This window comes from Cyanobium sp. Aljojuca 7D2, from assembly GCF_024346415.1.
Classification (GTDB): Bacteria; Cyanobacteriota; Cyanobacteriia; order PCC-6307; family Cyanobiaceae; genus Cyanobium_A.
In genome coordinates, this window is sequence record NZ_JAGQCX010000009.1 from 21,156 (window position 1) to 41,881 (window position 20,726).

At 59.5% G+C, this 20,726-nt stretch carries 21 protein-coding genes; 11 read left to right on the plus strand and 10 right to left on the minus strand.

What is annotated here, in order from left to right; all coding sequences use genetic code 11:
* The first annotated feature begins 63 nt into the window (after positions 1–63).
* From KBY57_RS10225 to KBY57_RS10240, 4 genes are all read left to right on the plus strand, one after another.
* Positions 64–534: a LysR family transcriptional regulator gene (locus KBY57_RS10225; protein ID WP_254995741.1), complete on the plus strand. Its 471-nt coding sequence runs from the start codon at positions 64–66 to the stop codon at positions 532–534.
* Positions 535–692: 158 nt separating this feature from the next.
* A complete protein-coding gene (locus KBY57_RS10230; protein ID WP_254995742.1) occupies positions 693–947 on the plus strand; it encodes a hypothetical protein in 255 nt (84 codons plus the stop codon).
* Positions 948–1,022: 75 nt separating this feature from the next.
* Positions 1,023–1,391 (plus strand): AbrB family transcriptional regulator, encoded by a 369-nt coding sequence (locus KBY57_RS10235; RefSeq protein ID WP_254995743.1) that lies wholly within the window; start codon positions 1,023–1,025, stop codon positions 1,389–1,391.
* Between the two features lie 41 nt (positions 1,392–1,432).
* Entirely contained in the window at positions 1,433–1,567 is a 135-nt protein-coding gene (locus KBY57_RS10240; RefSeq protein ID WP_254995744.1) for a hypothetical protein, read from the plus strand.
* A 98-nt stretch (positions 1,568–1,665) separates the two neighbouring features.
* On the opposite strand, the gene brxL is transcribed toward KBY57_RS10240, so the two are convergent.
* The 8 genes from brxL to KBY57_RS10280 form a co-directional block, all read right to left on the minus strand.
* Positions 1,666–3,801, minus strand: a complete 2,136-nt coding sequence (gene brxL / locus KBY57_RS10245) for a BREX system Lon protease-like protein BrxL (protein WP_254995745.1) — start codon at positions 3,799–3,801, stop codon at positions 1,666–1,668.
* Between the two features lie 8 nt (positions 3,802–3,809).
* On the minus strand, positions 3,810–6,347 hold the full coding sequence (pglZ, locus tag KBY57_RS10250) for a BREX-1 system phosphatase PglZ type A (RefSeq protein WP_254995746.1): 2,538 nt from the start codon (positions 6,345–6,347) through the stop codon (positions 3,810–3,812).
* The gene (locus KBY57_RS10255) at positions 6,347–7,783 is read right to left on the minus strand and encodes a helix-turn-helix domain-containing protein (RefSeq protein ID WP_254995748.1); all 1,437 of its coding nucleotides are present in this window, start codon (positions 7,781–7,783) and stop codon (positions 6,347–6,349) included. The genes pglZ and KBY57_RS10255 overlap by 1 nt, the downstream gene beginning before the upstream one ends.
* Positions 7,784–7,793: 10 nt before the next feature.
* A complete protein-coding gene (gene pglX, locus KBY57_RS10260) occupies positions 7,794–11,291 on the minus strand; it encodes a BREX-1 system adenine-specific DNA-methyltransferase PglX (RefSeq protein WP_254995749.1) in 3,498 nt (1,165 codons plus the stop codon).
* A 49-nt stretch (positions 11,292–11,340) separates the two neighbouring features.
* Positions 11,341–14,826 carry a BREX system P-loop protein BrxC gene (brxC, locus tag KBY57_RS10265; protein WP_254995750.1) on the minus strand — a complete coding sequence of 1,162 codons (3,486 nt, stop codon included), beginning with the start codon at positions 14,824–14,826 and terminating at the stop codon, positions 11,341–11,343.
* Positions 14,826–15,434, minus strand: a complete 609-nt coding sequence (locus KBY57_RS10270) for a BREX protein BrxB domain-containing protein (RefSeq protein WP_254995751.1) — start codon at positions 15,432–15,434, stop codon at positions 14,826–14,828. The genes brxC and KBY57_RS10270 overlap by 1 nt, the downstream gene beginning before the upstream one ends.
* Entirely contained in the window at positions 15,431–16,219 is a 789-nt protein-coding gene (locus KBY57_RS10275) for a BrxA family protein (protein WP_254995752.1), read from the minus strand. The genes KBY57_RS10270 and KBY57_RS10275 overlap by 4 nt, the downstream gene beginning before the upstream one ends.
* Before the next feature lie 254 nt (positions 16,220–16,473).
* A complete protein-coding gene (locus tag KBY57_RS10280) occupies positions 16,474–16,824 on the minus strand; it encodes a hypothetical protein (RefSeq protein WP_254995753.1) in 351 nt (116 codons plus the stop codon).
* 85 nt (positions 16,825–16,909) lie between these two features.
* Between KBY57_RS10280 and KBY57_RS10285 the strand changes: the two genes are divergently transcribed.
* The 7 genes from KBY57_RS10285 (at position 16,910) to KBY57_RS14375 (ending at position 19,595) form a co-directional block, all read left to right on the plus strand.
* On the plus strand, positions 16,910–17,371 hold the full coding sequence (locus tag KBY57_RS10285; RefSeq protein ID WP_254995755.1) for a DUF1810 family protein: 462 nt from the start codon (positions 16,910–16,912) through the stop codon (positions 17,369–17,371).
* Between the two features lie 123 nt (positions 17,372–17,494).
* On the plus strand, positions 17,495–17,797 hold the full coding sequence (locus KBY57_RS10290; protein ID WP_254995756.1) for a nucleotidyltransferase family protein: 303 nt from the start codon (positions 17,495–17,497) through the stop codon (positions 17,795–17,797).
* Positions 17,794–18,042 (plus strand): hypothetical protein, encoded by a 249-nt coding sequence (locus tag KBY57_RS10295; RefSeq protein WP_254995757.1) that lies wholly within the window; start codon positions 17,794–17,796, stop codon positions 18,040–18,042. The genes KBY57_RS10290 and KBY57_RS10295 overlap by 4 nt, the downstream gene beginning before the upstream one ends.
* A gap of 17 nt (positions 18,043–18,059) precedes the next feature.
* Positions 18,060–18,233 (plus strand): hypothetical protein, encoded by a 174-nt coding sequence (locus KBY57_RS10300; protein ID WP_254995758.1) that lies wholly within the window; start codon positions 18,060–18,062, stop codon positions 18,231–18,233.
* 78 nt (positions 18,234–18,311) lie between these two features.
* Positions 18,312–19,082 (plus strand): hypothetical protein, encoded by a 771-nt coding sequence (locus KBY57_RS10305; protein WP_254995760.1) that lies wholly within the window; start codon positions 18,312–18,314, stop codon positions 19,080–19,082.
* 64 nt (positions 19,083–19,146) lie between these two features.
* Positions 19,147–19,353 (plus strand): 2-oxoisovalerate dehydrogenase E1 subunit beta, encoded by a 207-nt coding sequence (locus KBY57_RS10310; protein ID WP_254995761.1) that lies wholly within the window; start codon positions 19,147–19,149, stop codon positions 19,351–19,353.
* Positions 19,350–19,595: a type II toxin-antitoxin system HicA family toxin gene (locus KBY57_RS14375; RefSeq protein WP_409996439.1), complete on the plus strand. Its 246-nt coding sequence runs from the start codon at positions 19,350–19,352 to the stop codon at positions 19,593–19,595. The genes KBY57_RS10310 and KBY57_RS14375 overlap by 4 nt, the downstream gene beginning before the upstream one ends.
* A gap of 34 nt (positions 19,596–19,629) precedes the next feature.
* On the opposite strand, the gene KBY57_RS10315 is transcribed toward KBY57_RS14375, so the two are convergent.
* Both KBY57_RS10315 and KBY57_RS10320 read right to left on the minus strand, forming a co-directional pair.
* Positions 19,630–19,770 (minus strand): hypothetical protein, encoded by a 141-nt coding sequence (locus KBY57_RS10315; RefSeq protein WP_254995762.1) that lies wholly within the window; start codon positions 19,768–19,770, stop codon positions 19,630–19,632.
* A gap of 303 nt (positions 19,771–20,073) precedes the next feature.
* Positions 20,074–20,652 carry a hypothetical protein gene (locus tag KBY57_RS10320; protein ID WP_254995763.1) on the minus strand — a complete coding sequence of 193 codons (579 nt, stop codon included), beginning with the start codon at positions 20,650–20,652 and terminating at the stop codon, positions 20,074–20,076.
* Positions 20,653–20,726: the final 74 nt, after the last annotated feature.

A 20,726-nucleotide genomic window follows, 5' to 3' on the forward strand; every position in this document is an offset into this window, starting at 1 on the left:
CAGGAGTCAGCCGCCAACCATGGCCCCGTCTCCGAACACTGGTGTGGCTGCTGCAGCTGTTGGATGTCCGCCGTTCTTCCTCGTCGTCCTTACCGAATCCCAGCCGTGCTGAGAGATCTGGTGTTGGTGGACATGCTCGAGCTCACTGGCAGCACCGTGGCTGCCGCTCAGCTACTGAACCTGTCGCAACCAAGCGTGAGCCGGCGCTATCGGCGCCTGGCCAAGGAGATGGGTCTGCAGCAGCAGCGCGGCCGCCAGCCTGGACGGCGCTTCTGCGATGCCGACTGGATGCGCCTGCTGAGGCAGGGCGTGAACCGTCACCGGTTGGATTGCGGGGTGTTGCGGCTGGGTGGCTCTGCCGCCATCGAACCGCTGATGAGTAGTTGGCCGTGGGCGGAGTGGGTGCCGTTGCCGGCCGCCAGCTTGAACCACAGCAACACTCTCCTTGAGCTTGATCTGCTGGATGGGGTGGTGCTGGATCGCAATCAGATCGCCGCCTTCCAGCCCTGCAATCTGATTCCACTGCCGGTATGAGGAGACTGCAGCCTGTGGCTGTTGTGCCGCAGCGATCCACTCGTGCAGGAGCTCGCCCAACGGGAATGCAATCAGCTGATGCAATCGTCGTTCGCGCAAGGGTGCTAGCGATTACGGCTGAGCTGACCGAGGCTTGGCTCAAGTCAAACGAGCGAACCATGGACGGCAACTTGATCGATCAAATCCTTGCGGTGGATAGCCCTTTCGACGATGCATTCGATGGGGATGTGTTTGGTTACGGCCCCACCCTGCAGCCACTGCCGATCTGGACCCACTGCGGCCGCCGTATCGATCTGCTCGCCTGCAACCTTGGCTGGCTGACATTGAGCCTGCGCGAGGTGATCGATGACGCCGAAGCCAACTGGAGCGGGGAGGATGATGCGGCTTGGGATACAGAAGCTATCCTGATCTGAGTCCTCATCAAGAGCACAGGGTATTGGCCATTTGCGACGAGAGGGCTAGAATCTTTGGGCCATAGGTTAATCAGCATGCTTACCGGTACTGAACTGCTCGCCAAGGTGAAAGACCTTGGTGATGTTTCGAAGTCAGATCTAGTGCGCAGCTGCGGCTATGTGAGCACCAAAAAGGATGGTGGCGAGCGGCTGAACTTCACGGCGTTCTATGAAGCGCTGCTGGAAGCCAAGGGCGTCAGCCTAGGCGAAGGCAGCCTCAAGGGTCGCGGCAAAGGAGGCCGCAAACTGAGCCACACTGCCAAGGTGCAGTTCAACGGCAATCTGCTTGTCGGCAAGGCCTACACCGCCATGCTTGATCTGCAGCCCGGCGATGAGTTCGAAATCAAGCTCGGCCGCAAGCAGATCAAGCTGATCCCCATTGGTGGCTCCGACGAAGAGGAGTGATCCACAGCCGTTGCGCTTGCATGGGGCAGTAGGCAGAAATCATGACCCTTTGGCTAATCCGCGCCGGATCCCGGGGCGAGCGTGAACAGAAGTTCCTCGATGAGGGCCGGGTGTATGTGGCCTGGGAGGGATTGGACGTGAATCTGGGTGGGGGCTTGCTGATCGGCAGGCGTTGATCGGAGTGCTTGAGGAACGCTTCCCAGACGAGAAGGCAAAGGCGCTGCTGAATTGGTCTTCTCAGGTCTGGATGGTGGCCCAGGAGGGCGGCTAAGGATCAGGTCACAGTCCTGATGTAGTTGATCTCGCACCCCTTGGTCATCCGAGCTTCCTGCATTACGGCAGCTGCGTTAAAGGGCGAAAATTCGAACCTCTGGAACAAATCCAGACCTCGATCGAGGGTGATCTTCCAGCCGTGATCGGTGGTGATGCTGCGAGCATGGAAGTTGGGGCTGGCATCGATCTCCCAGCTAAACGGCGTGCTTGTGCCAGCGAAAGAGTCCTGCACTTGGCGAAGGCTCTCCACCTGCTTTTCCAACGTCTCCTGTTCGGATCCGGTGATCAGGTGCACGGTCACCTCGTCGCCCACGGGGGTGATCTCGTTCACCATGCGCAGAAACTCCGCCAGGTTGCGGATCTGATGGAAGGCCCTGATATAGGGGTCGCGGATGATGATGCCGCTGCAGCCCTGCAGGTAGTCGGAGAACAGGCGGCGGTAGCTCCAGCCCATGGCGTTTTCGGGCACCACCAGATGCTGCTCATTCAGCTGGGCAGTGGAGACTTGCGCAGATCCACTCGCATGGTCAGCTGCAGCCGCCGGCTTGGTAGTTGACGCCGGCCTGGATTTACCGGTGACTCCTGCAACTGAAACTTGCTCCGACACCGCACTTGGCGCTGCGTCTTTACTGAGAGGCCGTAGGCCGGCAAAGGCTGGATACTGCTGCTCCTCAGGCGTCAGCACCGTGATATCGGCACCGGTTTGCAGGTTTCTGTAGATAAAGTCATGGGGCTTGAAGGTGTCGTCGATGCGCAGGATCTGCTCACGCACCCGGCGGCGGCACTCCATGGCGAACTCCAGCAGCTCGGCAATCTCATCTGGCGTAGCTTTGCCACTGGGATGGATGATCTTCATTAGACCTGAGAAGGTCTTTTCGAAGCCTGTCTGATCGCGTATCGAAACCTCTGAGCTGATCTCGAAATACTGCTTGTAGATGCCGGTGAAGTCCTCAGTGCGCAGGTACTTAAGTACTTCGGCTATGTAATCCACCACAAAACCGTATCCTGTGCAATACAACTCATGGCGTACCGTCTGCACCTCCCATCCGGGATTAAAGGCATGGATACGATCAAGGAAGGCCGAGTCGATGTACTTGTCTGGAAGTGGCTCGTAGAAGTGGGAATGTTTGAGCATGTAGGCAACCGACTTCTGGGTGTTGCCCATGAACACCATCGAGGCCTCGGCAGAGAGCTGCTCGATGCCCCTAGAGAAGGTGCGGTTGGCCATGTAGTTCTTCATAATGTCGACAAGCATCATGTCGACCCTTTTGTCCTTGCCGGCAAACTCGTCGAAGCAAATGCAGTCCCAGTAGCCCACTAAGCCGATCTTGCCATTGGCATTGCTGACGAATAGCTTCGGGGCTGTGACCTCTGAGCCCGAGATCAACATGCCGTGCGGCGAGAACTCGGCGTAAACGTGTGACTTACCCGTGCCCTTGGGCCCCAGTTCCAGCAGGTTGTAGTTGCGCTCGCAGAAAGGGATCAGCCGGATCAAGGTGAGGAGCTTGCCTCGGCGCGTGAACGGTTCTGGGTTGAAGCCCACGCTCTGCATGAGCACATCAATCCACTCTTCGGTGGTGAACTGAGCACGGGCTTTGAGAAACTCTTCATGGTCGATGCCGGCCACTTGAATTGGCTTTAGGCCTGCGATTTGCCAGGGGCTAGCGCTTGGATCGACTGGCAGCTCATATTCAACGTCCGTGATAGCCCAAACTCCGCCGACCAACATTTTTGGAAAGCGTTTGACGTATGAATCATCAATCGGCACCTTTTTGAGGCCGAGATTTGTGAATTCAGCTTCGTGAAAGCCACCCCTATCATTGAAAGTGACAGTGACCTTGTCAATGACTTTATGACTACCTCGGTCGCTAATTGTCGAGCGAACCAGCTCGGCCTGGTTTCGATGCACATAGTGCTTCGCGAGGATTCGCCTTACTGATTCCAATCCCTCCTGAATCAATGCCGGGTCGTCGGTGGCACAGTGCTGTCCGAGGAGATACTCCAGCACGTAAGTGGGTACTACGGCGTTCTGCTTAAGCTCGGTGGTGAGGTCCTTCCGCACTACCAGGCCAGGGAAATGCTCAAGGATCTTTTGATCCAAGGGGCTGTGGACCGTGGGAGCAGCGTTGGTGTTCATGGCGATAATTAGAAGTCGTCGAAGTCGCTGCCAAAGGGCTGCTGCAGCTTCAGCTCTACAGTCTTATAGGAAACCGGCGTGGAAACGCCCTCCAGTAGTTGTTCAATGCGCAGCTCCAGGGTCTGGTTGTTGTAGTCGCCCGCAGCATTCGAGAGCTCCAGCACCACCTGCTGTTCCCGTTCGCGGGCTTCTGTGGCCGCAGAATCCAGCAGCACGGTGCGGTGTGCACAGAGCAGGGCGCCATCAGACTTGGTATAGATGCCGATGCGCAGCTGCAAGGGAAGGCGCTTTTTGGGCTCCACTGCCTCCAGCTGGAACAGTCCGAAGCTCAGCTTGCCCATGGTGATCTTGGCCGGCACCCGCAGCAGCTGGGCCTGCACCGGCCGGCTCTCGTCCTTGCGTTCGCGCTTGAGCTTGATCACCGGCACCACCACCTCCTGCAAGGAGGTGCCGCCATGCACGAAGCGTGAGCCTGAGCCTGAACGGGGGAAGCGATCAAGCCCCAGGGGGAAGACAGCCTCCCAGCTGCCACTCAAGCCCAACTCGCCTGCGGTGAACACCTTCTGGCCGGCACTGGCCTTGATGCCAGTGCCTAAAGCAAATCGCCTGTTCTTGAAATTGAGCTCGGTGGCAGGCGGGAACTCGGCGCGGTCGTTGGCGTCGACTGGCTCCTGCTGGAACAGAAAGCCGTGGTCGGCGGTGATCACCGCCTGGCTGCCCTTGAGGCTGGCGATCTTGCGCAGGATCAGCTCCAGCTCATCAAAGGTCTGCTCCACTGCCTGGCTGGTGTCGACCTCGCTCTCGCGCTTGTCACCGATGCGGTCGATGCAGTTGTGGTAAACCACGATCAAGTCGTAGTCGCGGGTGAGTTCGGCACCCTCCTTGCTGGTGGCGAGGCTGAGGAAATCCTCCGCTTTGATCGCCTTGGCGCGGCCACCGGCGTAGGCCTTGAGCAGCTTGTCGCGGTTCTCAGTGCCCGTAGCGCTTTGACCATCCACCATGGCATTGGAATCGCTGGGGTTGAGGCCCAGCTGCGCACCAGGGAGCAGCGCAGCCATCCCCAGCTGCGTGTAGCTGGGCAGCACCCCCAGCAGGGCATCCACCTCGGCTTGCCAGCCCTTACCGGCCTGGCTGTTGAGGCGCTCGGCAAAGTCGCGGGCGGCTTCGTAGCGCAGGGCATCAGAGATCACCACAAACAGGCGCTTGAGACCTTTGGAGGAGAGCGGCGCATGCACGTAGCGCATGTGGAACTCCTTCTGCCTCGGCAGGGTGCTCGATCCCCAGTTACTGAGGCCAGCCACCTGATCGCTCCAGCTGTTGGTGAGCGGCAGCAGCACGTTGTTGACGTACTGGGCCTCCAGCCAGTCGCGCAGTGGCTTGAGCAGCCCGGGCTGCTTGTAGGTGCGGGCGTGGAAGATGCAGCGCCGGTAGGCCTGATCCAGGCGCCACCAGCCGTTGCAGTAGCGCTGCAGACCCTCCTCAAAGCTGGGCACTTGCAGATCAGCCTTGGCCAGAAGGCCACGGAAGTTGATCGCCTGCTCCAAGGCGCGGTAGCCGTGCTGGTGCTTGCCAAACCAGCAGGAGCTGCTGCGGTTGCGGATTACTTCTAGAAGTTCAGTGTCTGAGGCGTCACCCCGAAAGCGTTGCAGCAGGCGCCTGAGCACAAAACGCTCGATCAACTCATAGCTGTCGTCGTTGTCTGGCTCAAAGCTCTCTGGTGCGTCGTTGAGTTGCTCCTCCACTCGCAGCACTACAGCGAGATGATCACTCCACTGCTCAAAGGCCGGCCGGGAGCTGTTGCTGTCTTTCCAGATGCTCAGAAACACCCGGGCGTGGGGCAGCAGCTCGCCAGAGGGGCCGATGCTGCTGACGCTGTTGAACAAGCCAACGGCGAAGTCGCGCAGGTTGGGCTCCGGGCTGACGTAGCCGAACTTCTCGCCCACTGCCTTCCAGAAATGGCTGCTCAGCTGGTGGTTGCCATAGAGGGCTTCCACCGGGTCATCGCCATCGGGATTGGCTGGATCTAGCTGCCCAAAGGCATGCAGCAACAGCTGGTCAATGTCGGGCTGCTGTTCCGCCAATACAGCAAGCATTTTGAGACGGATAGTGAGCTTATTGTCTTTCGAGGGCTTTAAGTTCTTGAGCTTTGTAGTACGCACCGGTGAGCGGAAGAAGAATGCATGCTCTTGGGCAAGGTCCTTATGTTCCAGCGGCAATCCCGCTTCCTGGATGTCGAGCGAGGCCCGGTCCGCAGTGAACTCATGGCCCGCCAAGAGCAGGTCCAGCAGCCAGTTATCCGGTTCTGGTGGTTTGGCGGTGGGTAGGTAGAGCAGGAAGCGCTGATCCAGGGGGGCGCGGCTGATCGCCACCTTCACGGAGAACTCGTTGCGCTCCACCCGCAGCTTCTCGGCTGCAGCGGGCTGGTAGTCGTCAAACTCAGAAGCCCACTCGCCATTGGGGTCGTACCAGAGCACAACCCGCTTGCGAGCAAGAGCGCTATCGAGGCTCTCGTGGATGCGGCTGGTGGCGGCGGGGGTTCGGGTCATCACTGAGCCTCCTGAAGCAGGCGATATTTCTGCAGCCGGCTGTTGGGGATTTCCGGCAGGGTGTAGCTGATCTCGTCGCGATCTAGTAGCTGGCGGATCGTTCGGTTGAGTGCCCCGGAGACGGAGTCTCGGCCCAGGGCCTGGGCAATTTCAGACTTGCTCATAGGGCCCTGGGCAAGGGCCTTGAGCACCAAAGCGGCAAGACCGCCCTCGGCCAGCGACTCTGCCCCTGACTCTGCCCTTGACTCTGCCCCCCCGAGGCGACTCTGCCCCTGTTCTGCAGGGGGCTGGGATGCCAGGGGCAGAGTCACCCGAAAACGCAGACCCACCTCCTCAAACAGCGGCGGCGGAAGGTGGGAGCTCGCGGCTTCTTCCAGGATCACGGGGACACCACTACCCCACTGCTCGATCAGGCCGAGCTCACGGAACACCCGGCTAATGACGCGATTGCGTAGGCGACTGATGCCCCGGGGAAGATCCTCGATGCTCAGGCCGGGGATCAGAACACCTGGGCTTTCGATCTCGATCCGGTCGTCGAAGAATGCCACGCGGATCGGTGCACCGCGCTGGGAATAGTCGGCATGCACCAGAGCATTGGTGAGGGCTTCCCGCAGGCTGGCCAGAGGAATGCTCCAGCGGTCGACCCGCCGGAGCTCCTGAAAGTCAGCGGAACGCATTGCGTGCTTCTTGAGGAAGGCCAGGGCCTGCTCCAACGCCTGCGGGAGTGGTGCGTGGATGTCGAGTTGATCAAAGATCCCGGCCTTGGTGGTGCCCACAAATCGGGCGCACTGCAGCCAAGCGTCTGGGAACCAGCGATCACGGTTTTGCCCAAACAGCAACACCCCGCCCGCGGTCGGTACGTCTCGGCCCTGAACTGTGGTGAGTACCCGCAGGCTGTACAGGTCCTGGTCGCTGATCGATCGAATGCCCTCAAAGGCAGCCGTGATCGCCTCGCGATCCAGATCATCGACAGAGAGCTCCGCAATGGGCTGTTCATCAAAAGCAGCGCCACTCACACTGCGGTGCAATTCCTCGATCAAGGCGGGATCTGCCTGGCGGTTGGTGGAGCCCAGCCGCACGAACACACCCTGCTCCGGGCCCTGCTTGTTCAGGTGATGCGGGCGCTGGCTGCTGGGAAACACCTCCACCAGCAATAGGTTGAGATCCCCATGGGCCACTAGCTCGACATTGGGCACCAGGCGAGGCGAGATGCCATCGGCGATCAGATTGCAAAGCTGCTCCTCGGCCTGCAAGGGCTCTGGCAGGCCAATCACATCGCGGGTTCCATCAGCTACTCCGATCAACACCAGACCGCCAGCACTGTTGGCAAAGGCCACCAGAGTCTTGAGCAGATTCTGGGTAGAGGAGAGATCGCGCTTGCACTCGAAGGTCTTGCCTTCGGGTGTGGTGATTAATTCAGCAACGGATCTCTGCATCGCGAAGCGCTCAGTCCTCCTTGGCCGCCAGCCCAGGGATCGGTGCCAGTACGTCCTGCAGCTTGAGGTAGTTCACCTTCACGCCGTCATCGAGATCGAGCTCGATGCGCTGCTGGGCCAGGGGCAGCAGGGCGTCCTGCTCCCAGGCCTGGCATTCCTTGAGCACCTTGGTGATCTTCTCGGCTTCTTTGCGGGCGGCGGTGCGCTCGCGGGTGGGCAGGTCGTCGTTGAGCTGATCGGGGCCGAGCTGGGCCTGGCGGGCTTCCAGCTTCTGCAGGTAGGGCCGGAAGTAATTGTTGAGCACCTGGTTGAGTGTGTCTTTGGTGTAGCGGTGCAGATAGATCAAGCAGGCGAAGCCCTTCTTGGGGCTCTGCACCATCCAGTAGATGGGCCGTTTCTTGTAGGTCTGCAGGTGATCCTTGTAGAACTCGCTGCAGAAGTATTTGCGGATATCTTTACCGAGGGACTCCTCGATGAAGCGAAGGTTTTCACCGACGCTGCTCTCGGGGAAGGTAACGGCCAGAAACTCACGGGTGCGGGCGACGGTGTCGTCTTCGAACCACTCGCCATCGAGCACCGGGATGATGCCGTCGGGGTCGGGCTTGAATTGAACTTCGGCGATGGGCTTGCCGACTTTGTCTTCGTAGGCGGCGAGCTGTGCTGCCTGGCTGTCACGAGAGTCTGCCAGGATCAGGCCCGGCTGATCCTGGCTGTAGCGGCCCATCATGCAGCCGGTGGCGTAGGAGAGAAAAGCGGCTATATCCTTGCCTTGATCGGCGCGGGCGAGGGTGATCTGTTCCTCAGGCACTTCAGGTTGCAACTCGCCCTCTAGGCCATAAGCAGCAATGAACAGCCGGTTGTTTTCCGTCTCCAACCCCTGCATCCGGCGGATGGCGGCGGTGCTCTGCGCATCCCAATTCCGCCAGCTCGCCTCCAGCGTCGCGCCCTTCAGCCCCGGCCGCAGCAACGGCTGGTCGCGGAAGTCCCACGAGGTCTCGAAGTTGTTCCAGTCGGCGCGGGCGATGTTGACTAGGCCCAGTGTATTCCTATCGAGGTCAAAGTTGATCGAATCCAACGAAATCACAGGCAGCTTTGCGATTTCTCCCGACTGAAAATTGACCGTCGGGTTAATTTTCGAGAGTAAATATTCGAAGATGGCTGAATTCATCAGGGCGAGAAAATACAGGCGTCGTGCGTCATCTGAGAAAAGACAACATCCGCCGTTGTCGAAAATGAATCCGTTTCCGAAGTAACGGACGCTGAAGCGTCCAGCACTTACCGTGGACCAAGTCAGTCCTGTCTGGAAGTAAAGCGATTCACTGGCGACGACAGAGTGTGGAATGGCCTTAATCTCTGCCCCGTTGTTCGACCAGTTCACCACGCTCCCGTTCATGCCAAACCATTTCCGATATCCGCCTCCTTTGTTGTAGGGAATCCACTTGAATCGATGGTCGTAGGCCGGAAGGTCAATTCCAAGGCGAGCCAAAGAAACCTCGGACCAACTACGCAGGAACCTATCGTTGTTTGTAGTGGTATTGCCTTTGCGAGGCATCGCAAGACTGCCGAGAGATGGATTATCGGTAAAAAGCCGAATCGTTTGCTCAGTCATCCAATAGGCTATTGGCTGCCCTGGAATGCGGAGAAGCGTGTCGGCACAAGCGCGAAATAATAGTGCTGACTGTTCATCGGCTACCGCAGCGAGACACTGGGACGCCTTTTCCTTTTCGCTATTTCCATCGGTGAGGCGAACAAAACAAGCGATTCTCGTCCTGTGAGCGATATTTTGAAGAACGAATGCCGTGGATTGGACAACTTCTCCGGCAATACTGTCAAATGCTCGCGCACCCAAGTGCGCCATACATACGATAGATTTATGGGTGAGAATATGATGCCTGAGCAACTCGTAACTGGAGAGAAACATCCAGCTCTGCATTGTGACCATTGATACGTATCCATGTGGCTGCGATAGTCCGAATGCTCGTTCTATAAAAACCGCAAAGAGATCCGATTTAGAATTGGGGAAGCACGTCTTGGCCATTTCTTTGACGGCTTGATTCATCTGTTTCCCACCCATATACGGCGGATTGGCCACGACGACGTGATATCGCTGGGTGAGCGCGTCGGCTTGTTCGAGCACGCGGAGGACTTTGAGGTGCGTTTCGCGCAGGAAGAGCTGGCCGCCGAGGTCCTTCGCCTCGATGGCGCGGCGGACGTCGGCGATGGCCTTTTCATCCAGGCATGGTTGGATGAGCGAGCCGAAATTCTTCGCCTCCTCGAACTGACGGAGCAGTTTGAATAGGCTTGGATCGAACAGCTCACCGAGATCGAGTGCTTTGATGTAGTCGTTCAGCTCGCCATCTTCAAACTGGACATCCTGCATCTCGATGATCTGGGGTCTTACCAGCTGCTCAGGCTGGAAGAAGCGTCGCGATTGTTCCCGCGCCTTAAACACAAGCGCTAGCTCGGCAAGCTGGGCGGCGCGGGGGCAGATCTCCAGCCCATGCAGGTTGTTCTTAAGGATCAATCCAGGGATCTCGTTGGGCGAGTAGCCCTCCTCCTCATAGATCAGAACCAGTAAGTCAAAGGCATAGGTTAACATGTGCCCGCTACCGCAGGCTGGATCAAGCAGCTTGATCTCTTCTGGCTTATTGATCACCAGGAAATCGGTTTCGGCATCACCCTTGATGTAATAGGGCATCTGGTCGCGCAGCTTTGAAGCAGGCCGATTCAGCAACCACAACCGCCCCAAGGAGTTCTCCACCAAATAGCGGACGATCCAGTGCGGCGTGAACAGCTGGGTTACCGCTGGGATGTCTTCTGTTGGCACCGCTTTCTTGCGGGCCATTACTTCATCTTTCTTTTCAGCGATATAGAACTGATACAGCCAGCCCAGGCTCTCTACGTCTTGGCAGTCGTCATCGGTGATTTCCTTGCGGAAGGCTCCCACTATTGAGCCATCGCTCAGTAGGTCGTCGGGCAGCAGCAGCTCGCTGGCATCATCGAGGCCTTCAAAAAGGTTGGGAAGTAGTTCGTGGTAGCAGCGGCATACCGCCAGCACCAGCTGGCGATAGACCTCACCTTGCGGATCTGCTCCAGCAAGAGCCGTTTGGATTTGGCCATCCAACAAGCCATGCAACCTGGCTTGATCGGTGTGGCTTTGCAACGCCGCCGGTAGGTTTCCGGCCCGCATCAGCTTGAGCAGCTCCGGCTGGGTTTCACCCTCAGCCGCTGGCATCAACACCTTGCAGCCAAATGGGTGCCAGCCCCTGCCATCCAGATAGCGCAGCGCGCACAGACGGTTGAACCAGGTGTAGGCCACCCGTTCCAGCAGCTGGTCGCGGTTCTCCCCCTCTTGCTCTCGCAGTTCAGCGATCTGCTTGGCGAAGGTGCTGAGCGTGTCCGGGGTCTGACTGTTGAGCAGCAGATCCAGCTTGCGGCCCACCGCCTCCAACAGCTGCCGGCGCATCGCCGGGGCAAAGGTTTTCAGGGCAGCGGTGTTGACGGGCATCGATCAGTTGCGGGTCTGAGAAACGAGTGGAATGGAAGAGAGCCTGGGCTCAGAGACTGATCCGGTGACCCTGCTCAAGCTCTGCCTGAGCTGAGGCCCTTAGGGCATCGAGCCACTGCTGCAGCTCCTGGCTGTTGGTGATCTGGCTCAGCGGGCAGTTCACCTTCAAGGCAGAAGCCGGAACCACTTTGATCAGTTCAGGCGTTGGTCTGTCCGGCGGCGCCACCAGTGCCGCCATCCGCTGCAGCTGTTTGGGCAGCTCCTCGTTCCGGTAGCGGCTCACCCGCAGCAAGGCCCGTCCTGGCTGGCTCGCGGCTTCCACATCGGTTTTGGCCGCTGCCGTGGTTGCCAGCACCTGCTCCTGTTGGCTGGTGTCGAGCTTCTGAAAGTCGGCCGTTGCCTTCAGGCGGGCTTCCTGCTCGCTGATCTCCTCCAGCGCCTTGGCCTTGGCCGCCGCCAGTCGCTCGCCCAGCTGCTTCTGCAGCTCAGCTATCGCGCTTTTGGCCTGGGGGATCAGGCCGCCGGCATAGGGCTTGTCGCTCTCCAGCAGCATTCGCAGCGGCGCCACCTGTTCGGCCGGCAGGTCGGCAAACTCATCGCCGTAGCGCAGTTCAAAGGCCCGCACCTGGTCGTACACCGTTTTCTGATTGCCGTTGAGGAACTGCTTCAGGGGGGTGAGCAGGTCTTCTTCGGCATCCAGCCAGCTGGCCTTGAAGCTACCCAGTTGGTTGAGCAGGTAGCCGTCGTCCTTCTTGGCCATCGCCTCGGCCTGCTCCGCCCAGGGCTGCACCCCAGCAAGGAATCCATAGGTGCCAGCCTGGGCCGCCAGGTCGCGCAAGTTCTGCGCTTCCTCGCGCATCGCCATTCGGAAGACTTCGCAGGTGCTGCGGGCATCTGTGCCGTGACTCTGCACATTGAACAGATCCTGGTGGAAGCGCTTCAAGTCATTGATCGTTTTGGTGTCATATACCTCCTGTTTGCGCACGCTCACGCCGCCCAGCTTGCGGCTGTTGGTGAGCGCATCGATCACCTCCACGCTGTTGAGCAGTTCCTTCTCACGCAGCTCCAGCTTCCCGAGCCGGTAAAGCCGCGCAATAAAGGTGAGGGTGGCCCAGTTGCTCCAGCCATAGGGCCGCCCCTCAAACTTGCGCACCAGCGCTTCTGCACTCAGCCGCTCGCCCAGCTTCTGCTGGCGCTCCACCTCCACCAGCACCTCCTGCTCGGCCTCTGACAGCTGAAGCGCCAGGCCATCAAGCAGATCGTCCTGGTCTTCCACCACCGCGGCCACGGTGGTTTCACTGAACGATCCGTGAACCATCTTCAGCTTGGGGAACGCGGAGCGGATCAGCTCCTGGTAGGCCTTGCTGAATCGGGTTCTCGGATCGCCTTCGCCGACCGAGAGTGTCTGGCCATTGACCACGAGCGCGGCCGTGCGCAGTTGCTCTTCGGCCAGGCGAGTGATCTCCTGCCGCCGCGTACCACTCTGCTTGGCCCGGATCGCCAGGATAGCGTTCAGGGCTTCGTCTTCGCTGCCGCTGTTCTGGCGAACGTAAAGATCGGTTTTCAGTTGGCTACGGATCTGCTCCAGCAGCCGCTCCTTACTCGGTAGCACCGCCATCAGTTCAGTGCCGCCCATATTGCGGCTGTGGAGGATCGCCTCATTGCCGTAGTTGGGGTGCTCCGGCGTTACCAGGTTCACAGCCACATCGGTGTCCTTGCACTTGATCAGTCCGTCGTCGATCTTCTGGGCAAACGAATAGTCATTGCCGTTGTCCTCGAAGCGGATCTTGTTGCTGCGAAGCACGTCGTCAAAAACAATCCGATGCAGGGCCTTAATCACCTCCGAGTCGGACACCTCCGTGCGCTTGATTTCCTGCTCAACATCCTTCTCCTTGTCGGTGAGGAATTCGTAGACCTCACCGCTGCGCTGCAGGTAGCTCTGGCTCTCCAGGTTGATCAGCGCATCCTTCACCGCCTGCTCATGGCCACGGATGTCGAAATTGGGCTCATTGATCAGTAGAATCGCAATATTGCGTGCCGTGCTCTTGAACTGCGGCACCCACTTGAGCAGAAAGAGGGACTTGAGAATCCGCAGCTCCAGATCCCCCACCTGGTTCTGGGCGGTCACCATGGTCTGCTTCTTATCGCTTCGGATCACATTGTTGATTCCGTCGTAGAGCTGATCGAAGCTGGCCAGCCGCCCCACCGGCATTTCCTTGATCGCCTTGGCCACGTCCTGGAACACCGAAAGCATCGAGCGCTCCCCCACTGCCATGTTTCGGCCTTCAAAAATGCTGTGGCTGGCCAAGCTTTGGATTGCCTGCTGGAATAAGCTCAGCTGGTAGGGATGAAAGGGGTAAAGGCCGCAGAAGCCCTGGCAATCACTCCAGCCCTTGAGTTGGATTGAGCCATCACCGAATCGAAACAGGGTGGTGAAGTTCTCCTTCTCCTGCTCGTAGATGCTGATCAGCTGCTCTGGTTCCTGTGGGTCTTTTTCAAGAAGGCGACGCTGAATCACCTCCTGAACATCGGCGCTTGCAAGGTTCATCTTCGTTTTGAAGCGCCCTTGAATGCGGCTGAGATCGTCAGCTTGCTCGAACTTCACCTGGCCCAGAACGCCTTCCAGATCAGCCTGGGAGGTGATGAACACGGTGGCCCGACCGTTCGTGGCCGTGGCCAGACTTTCCACCACGGTCTGAAGGTTCAACAGGCGACTGCGTTCCTGGCCAATAAACTGACCCGCCTCATCCACGAAGAAGTTGAGCCGAAAACCAGGTGGCTGGCTGTCGAGATACTCCTTCACACGTTGCCCAAAGTCCTCGATCGACAACTTGAAGCTGTCTTTAGCATCGTCGATGATCCGGAATGCCGCATTTTCAGACATTCCAGAATGCGCAGAGTAGGCTTTTGCGAACTTTCCTTTCGTGGAAGTCAGCACCATCCTTCTATCGTTCTCCCACTCGGATCCCGTGGTTTCGCGGTAGACTCTCTTAAAGGAGTCATAAGAGCCCTGCTTGTCAAGGTCGTACTCGAGTTGGGCGATATACCCTTGCTTTCCATAATATCCCTGCAGCTCATTTAGGACCTTGAAAAAGATATCAAGGATTGGCGCTTCCTTGTCTCCACCTTTGTGGTCAAACTTCTGGTCGACGTTGAATAGAATGCTTCGAGCTGGGATTGCAGTGGCTTTCTTCAGGTCTGCTCGGAGGATCTCGTCGCCCACCTTGGGCAGAAGGATTTCGGCTGGACGGATCCCTTGCTCTCCTATGCGCTTTTCGCTGTCGAGCATCAGCGAGAGCATCTTGAGCAGGTGCGACTTGCCCGAACCAAAGAACCCTGAAATCCACACGCCATTGGCCGTGGGGTTGTGCAGGTATGCGTCGGTAAACGTACCAAGGCCCTTGCTCACCTCGCGGGTGACGACGTACTCGTCGAGTTCGACTTGGAGATGCCGCTCGTCATCAGCCTTGATGACCCCGTCGATCGGGCGATCAACCGGCTTGGCGAAGAGCTCTTTGATCGTGCTGGAAGTCATCAGCTCTTGATGTCGAAGTAATCGAGGTTGGTGGCGCGGTAATGCGGATTTTCGATCTTGCTGGCTGTCGTGGTGCCAAACAGACGTAAGTAGGAACCGCCGTCGGTATCCCGGGAGTACTCACCTGGGAAAAAGACAACCACTGGATGGCGCACCATCGCTGGCTGTAGGGCCTCAAGAATCGTATGGGTGCGCAGGAATGGATAGATCCGGCCTGAACCGGTGATCAAGCTGATCTGGGTATCATCGCCTAGAGCCTCCATCAACTTCGGCACCAAGGAGTCAGAAGGGTCTGCCACGTTCTGTAGATCGTCGAACAGGTCGCTCTTGCTCCAACTCGCCTCATGTTGCATTACCTCTTGAAGCCATCCCTCGGATTCCAATAGTTGCAGCAACAGATCAAAAAGGTCCACGTGCTTCACGCGCAGGCCCTGCTTGCGCAGGTATTGCTCTGCCCCTTTCACTACGACGCGCAGCTGGTCTTCATCGGCGGGGCTGTAGGTCTGAATGAAGATCGGCACCTCCTTGGCTACGCCCCGCATGCCCAGGAACTCGGGGCGGCTGAGGACCTCCTGGAGGCGCTTGTCGAGGCCGCTTACGCTGCTCATGCAGGCTTCCTCCTGGTGGGTGTGGCTTTCTTGGCTGCAGGCTTGGTGGACACCTTCGCTGCGGGCTTAGCTCCAGAGCTGGGTCTAGTTTTTGACGTTGTCCTAGGAGATGCCTTCGCCGCCGTAGGCCCGCTCCGGCTCTTGGCGGGTTTGGCCGGTCCGTGGATCAGGAATCCAACCAGCAGCGATGGATCGTCACTGGCCACCAGCTCCTGCACCTGCGGCGAGAGCAGCGGTCGCTGCACTGTGCCAAGGGTTCCGCTCTTGCCTGCCTTGCCAGCCAAGAGCCCTGCATCCCTGAGCATCTGCAGCAGCGCGGATCGCACCTTCTGCTGGGATGAGGGTGCCAGGGCCGCCAGCTCGGGGTGATCACGCTCACGGTCCTCATAGAAGGCCGCCATGTCCGAGCGACGCAGCACCGGATCCAGGCTGGCGAGCTTCTCCAGCAGCACATCCCGACTCAGTTCGGCTGCGATTTGGATGCGCTTGAGCACCGCCAGCCAGGCCATGGCGCTGCGCTCCTCGCCCGTTCCCCGTGCCAACAGCTGTAACTGGGGGAAGGTGAGGCACTGAAGACGCTGCCGTAGCTCCGACTCGAGCCGTTTGCCCGAGCTGGCGGAACGGGCCTGCAGGGCATTGCGCTCCAGCACCGCCGCTTTGGTGCGGAGCCAGTCACCGTCTTCCTCCAGATGGATAGCCGCGATCACAGACGCCAGCTCAGGCCTGAGCCCTGCCGCCGTGAAGCTGAGGCAGTAGCGGAGATCTTCCTCAGCTGGGCGGGGCAAAGTATTTGGCTGAAATCTGCAGCACAATCATGGCAGCTTTGTGGGGGATGACTTGCCGATAACCCACATTTGCACTTGAGTTTCAAGGCTCGTCACATCAAGCCAGGGCCCCGGGGAACAGCCCCCTCTGGGCATGGGTCAAAACTATGCATTACACGCATGCTTTTGGTTTTCTGCAGTAGCTGCGCAGTTGGAAAGTCTTTCCATATTGCCAGAGGTGGCGTAACGAGAATTGTCCTCGCCATGTCCAAAATTTATAGAGGACCTGCGCGGCCCAGATCCAGCACCGTCCAAGCCGTACTCCAGACCGGCCCGCAGGCCATGCCACAGGTCGTGATCTCAAAGGCCACCCAGTTCGGGCGCTCCACCGACTGCAGAAAGCGCACCACGTCGGCTCCCTCATCGGCAGCCTCCTGGGTTTCCAGGTGGGCCTGCCACTGGAGCTTCAGCTCCTCGGCCAGGTGCATCGGCTCCTCAGGTACCTCATGGCACCAGCTGCCGCGCAGCGCTGGGGTGTTGGGTTCACCGTCTTCCGTGAACACCGGCCGGCCGGTGGCCGGGCAGAAGAAGTTCCAGTCGTCGCGTTCCAGCTCGATGATCTGCATGGCCCTTGAGTGGGTGATGCCAATACCCTCGCTGGGGAGCCAGCTGATCTCAACCCTTCTCCTGCGAATGACGGAGTACTGAAGAATGCATAACTCCACTGGTGGTCTCGATCGTTTCTGCACTGCCCAGAACGCCGGCAACCCCAGCGCTATCGACCAAGCCCTGGGCGAACTGCGCACTGGCTGCAAGCGCAGCCACTGGATCTGGTTCGTGTTGCCGCAGCTGGCTGGGCTTGGGCACTCAGAAATGGCCCAGCGCTACGGCATCGCAGGCCTAGTAGAAGCACGCGCCTACCTGGCGGAGCCACTGCTGCGGCAGCGGCTGGAGGCGGTGATCAGCGTGATCCACCACCAGCTGCAACAATACGACCAGACCCTTGAGCGCCTGATGGGCAGCGAGCTCGATACCACCAAAACCATCAGCAGCCTCACCCTCTTTGAAGCGGCTGGGCTCGCCAGAGCCACCACCCTGCTCAATCACCTAGGCCGCCGCTGCGCCTGGACGCAGACGCAGCTCAATGCCTCAGCAACCAAGCCCCCTGCTTGAGCATGGTGGCCGGATCCACCGTTAACTGCCCAGGAAACCCAAGCGCCGTGCGGCAGATGCTGGGCCAAGCATTCAGAATCTCCCAGGGACCAACAGTCCCTGGTCGTTAGGGCCTCTCCCTCCATGGCTCAGCCCCCCGCCGCGGACGCGGTTCTCAGCCAATTGCGCCGCCACTGCTCCGACTGGCAGCAGCGCTACCACCTCAAGGCGATCGGCCTGTTTGGTTCGGTGGCTCGAGGCGAGCAGCGTCCTGGCAGCGATATCGACATCTGGGTGGAGCTTGAGCCCCTCACACCCTTTGCCCTGGTGCATCTCAAACAGGAGCTCAACGCCTTGCTACCGGCTCCGGTTGACGTGGTACGCCTGCGCAAACGCATGAATCCAGCGCTGCGGCAGCGAATCGAGCATGAGGGTGTGGCCGCATGACACCTGAACAGCGCGAACTTCTTGGCGACCTCCTCAAAGCTCTCTCGCGCATCGAGCGCAAAAGTCAGCCGTTGCTCGCTGATCCTTCCCTCCTCGATTCAGAAGCGGGCCAGGACGCCCTGGATGTGATCTGCATGCAGTTCATGGCTGTCGGTGAGGGGCCAGGGCTGCCCAGAGGCACCGGCGTGGTTCGCACGAATGCCTCTGGCGATGACCACGGCGTGGCTCAGGCTGCTGGGAGTTGATCCGCAACACAGTCCCCATGACCCGCATCGTGATCCAGTGGCAAGACCAATTCGGCCATTGGCAGCGCTTCCAGGAAAAGCACAACCAAGCCGACGCGTACCGCACCGCCCAGGCCCGCGCCCGCAGCACCGGCAAGCGGCACCGCCTGGTGGATGAAGGCGGTCGGCTGCTCGATCTGCTGGAGCCCTGACCCATGCCATGGTCTTCGAAACGCCTCCGCCCTGCGGTGACGGCCGTTGCGGCGCTGGTTGGCATCGCTGCGGCTGGCATGGCTACCAGAGGCTGGTGGGCTCCCGGTCCACCAGCAGAGGTGCGCACGCTGGAGGGCGTCTTGCGGCGCCTGGCCCAGGGAAACGATCTCGGCCAACAGCCCCTCGCCTTCATGGTGGGCTCTGGCAACTACACCGCCCAGTTGGCGGCCCAGCGCGGGCTTTGCAAGCCCGACCAGTGCGACATGTTCGCCCTGCTCAACCCTTACCAGCGCTACGGCAATGGATGGGATGAGTTGATCCGGCAGGGCTATGCGCTGGGCGACATCCAGGGCTGGTCCGCCTCCAGCGGCACTGTGGTGATTCCCCGCGCCGCGTTTCGCGCCTATGGGCCAAAGGTCGGCTACTTGGCCTGCACCGTGGCACACGAGATCGCGCACATCCGCCGCCATCACATCTTCCAGCAGAGCTACCACCTCCATCACAACCTGCACGGCCAGAACGAGAAGGCCAAGAAGCTCGGTGAGATGAAGCGCTTGCGGGAGCTGGAGCTTGAGGCCGACCGTGATGCCGCCACCATGCTCGCCCGCGCGGGTTATCCAGCTCGCATCTGCCAGCACGAGCTGGAGTTCATGGCCCGCTCGGTTGGTGATGCCTCCATCACCGAACCCGAGTCCACCCACCCGGGCTACGAGGAGCGCCTTGCTGCCATGCGCGCCCACTACGACGCCATGGAAAAGCAGCCGCCGGCCGCTGAACCCAGCACCCGCATCAGCACCAGCTTCAGCCACAGCGACAATCTGCTCACCCTCACAGCTCAGCCGCGCTGAGGGGCTGCTGGCACTCGGCAGCCATTTGTCGACCGCTGTCAGACCGGTTCCATTGAAGGTGGCCATGCAGGAAATTCTTTTCGTGGTGGAGGAAGCTGAGGACGGTTCCTTTCGGGCCAGCGCCGCTGCCGCTGCGATCCATACCGAGGCCGAGACGGTCGAGGAACTCCACCGGGAGATCCGGGACGCCGTCCTCTGCCACTTCGATCCAGGCCAGGCGCCGCCATTGATCCGTCTCCATCACGTGAAGCAGGAACTGCTAGCCCTGTGAGAATCCCGCGAGACGTCAATGGCCAGCTACTGGCCGAGCACCCTCACCGCCATGGCTATGCGCTGAACCGCCAAACGGGCAGTCACATGCGGTTGTCCCGAAGTTCTGGCGCCGCGCAGCAGCACCTCACCATTCCTGCTCACAAGCCGCTGAGGGTTGGCACCTTGCGACAGATCCTCAAGGACGTAGCTGCCCAGCTCGGCTTCTCAATGGAAGAGCTTCTCACCAGCCTTCATCTTTGATGATCTGGCTTGGGGGATCGTTGGCGCTCAGCCCTCACAGAGGCTGGCCGTTGGGGTCGGGCAGCAGACGAAACGGCATGGCCACATCCGTTCCCTCCAGCTGCAGCTGCAACTGCAGCCAGGGGGTATGGCCGTAGCGCTTGCAGATTGGATCACCGGGAATATTTGACGACAATGAGGTAGGCGGCTGACGCTCGGCTGCGACAACCCGATCTGCGCCGCACTGGCAGTGGTGCTGGTGCGGCTCGCCGTGTGCCGCATTGCTCAGGGCAGGTTCTGCAGGTCAGGGAGGAGATCGGCGTGGGTGGAAACCTCGTGCATGCCGCTTTTGCTGCAGCCCGTCGCTTCTATCGGCACATGGGTTTTGACCCGTCGGCCAAATGGCCCAACCCCAACACCCTGCTTGACTGCTGGATGTGGAGGCAGCGCTCAAAGCCCTAAGGGTTGAAACCTGCCCTGCAAGACCAGGCCATTGCAGTCATCTGCAGAACCGTTGCAGGGCCGCAATGACCTGATCAGGCGTGTCTTCCATGGCCCACGCTTCAGCCTCGATACGCCACTGAACGGATCGTGGATGATTGGTGCGATTGGAGGCAATCGACTTCTGAATGTCAGATCTGACAGATGGCGGCAAGCTATAGAGCCTGGAAGCCGCAAGTTCAAGGCTTGGCTTACCACTGAGCCTTTGGCGGCAGCTTTGCGCGACGTGGACAGCTTCGTGGGCCAGGGTTTGTTGCAGCAGCAATCGAAAGGCCGATGGGTCGCCATTGAGCTTGGCAATGCTATCGGTGCAAATCTTGATAGTGCGGTGCCCCCAGTAGTAGTACCCCACAATATCCAGCTGCTTGCAGATTGTCGCATTTTCATCAATTGTGAAGCCCTTCTTCTTCATCACGCTCGCAAGGTCTTGGTAGGCGGGATCGAGATCTCGCAGCCAGACTGGATCACGCCTCGGGGTGAACGACACCAATGGAGCTCCCTGCTCGGCACGCTCGATCGAATAGCCAACGCCCAGGCCTGTGGCAAATAATGCAAGCAACATCATTGAGCTGTTCATTGGAAAACAGCGTTTACGCTGAGAATGCGTGCATTGGGGTGCTGTGCCTTGGCCACTTCGCGGGCCTCGGCATA

What these genes read in the sequence shown, in the direction of transcription:
- KBY57_RS10225 (WP_254995741.1), top strand. Translation starts at nt 64, where the DNA reads ATGTCCGCCGTTCTTCCTCGTCGTCCTTACCGAATCCCAGCCGTGCTG.
- KBY57_RS10230 (WP_254995742.1), top strand. Translation starts at nt 693, where the DNA reads ATGGACGGCAACTTGATCGATCAAATCCTTGCGGTGGATAGCCCTTTC.
- KBY57_RS10235 (WP_254995743.1), top strand. Translation starts at nt 1,023, where the DNA reads ATGCTTACCGGTACTGAACTGCTCGCCAAGGTGAAAGACCTTGGTGAT.
- KBY57_RS10240 (WP_254995744.1), top strand. Translation starts at nt 1,433, where the DNA reads ATGACCCTTTGGCTAATCCGCGCCGGATCCCGGGGCGAGCGTGAACAG.
- brxL (WP_254995745.1), bottom strand. Translation starts at nt 3,801, where the DNA reads ATGAACACCAACGCTGCTCCCACGGTCCACAGCCCCTTGGATCAAAAG.
- pglZ (WP_254995746.1), bottom strand. Translation starts at nt 6,347, where the DNA reads ATGACCCGAACCCCCGCCGCCACCAGCCGCATCCACGAGAGCCTCGAT.
- KBY57_RS10255 (WP_254995748.1), bottom strand. Translation starts at nt 7,783, where the DNA reads ATGCAGAGATCCGTTGCTGAATTAATCACCACACCCGAAGGCAAGACC.
- pglX (WP_254995749.1), bottom strand. Translation starts at nt 11,291, where the DNA reads ATGCCCGTCAACACCGCTGCCCTGAAAACCTTTGCCCCGGCGATGCGC.
- brxC (WP_254995750.1), bottom strand. Translation starts at nt 14,826, where the DNA reads ATGACTTCCAGCACGATCAAAGAGCTCTTCGCCAAGCCGGTTGATCGC.
- KBY57_RS10270 (WP_254995751.1), bottom strand. Translation starts at nt 15,434, where the DNA reads ATGAGCAGCGTAAGCGGCCTCGACAAGCGCCTCCAGGAGGTCCTCAGC.
- KBY57_RS10280 (WP_254995753.1), bottom strand. Translation starts at nt 16,824, where the DNA reads ATGCAGATCATCGAGCTGGAACGCGACGACTGGAACTTCTTCTGCCCG.
- KBY57_RS10285 (WP_254995755.1), top strand. Translation starts at nt 16,910, where the DNA reads ATGCATAACTCCACTGGTGGTCTCGATCGTTTCTGCACTGCCCAGAAC.
- KBY57_RS10290 (WP_254995756.1), top strand. Translation starts at nt 17,495, where the DNA reads ATGGCTCAGCCCCCCGCCGCGGACGCGGTTCTCAGCCAATTGCGCCGC.
- KBY57_RS10295 (WP_254995757.1), top strand. Translation starts at nt 17,794, where the DNA reads ATGACACCTGAACAGCGCGAACTTCTTGGCGACCTCCTCAAAGCTCTC.
- KBY57_RS10300 (WP_254995758.1), top strand. Translation starts at nt 18,060, where the DNA reads ATGACCCGCATCGTGATCCAGTGGCAAGACCAATTCGGCCATTGGCAG.
- KBY57_RS10305 (WP_254995760.1), top strand. Translation starts at nt 18,312, where the DNA reads ATGGCTACCAGAGGCTGGTGGGCTCCCGGTCCACCAGCAGAGGTGCGC.
- KBY57_RS10310 (WP_254995761.1), top strand. Translation starts at nt 19,147, where the DNA reads ATGCAGGAAATTCTTTTCGTGGTGGAGGAAGCTGAGGACGGTTCCTTT.
- KBY57_RS10320 (WP_254995763.1), bottom strand. Translation starts at nt 20,652, where the DNA reads ATGAACAGCTCAATGATGTTGCTTGCATTATTTGCCACAGGCCTGGGC.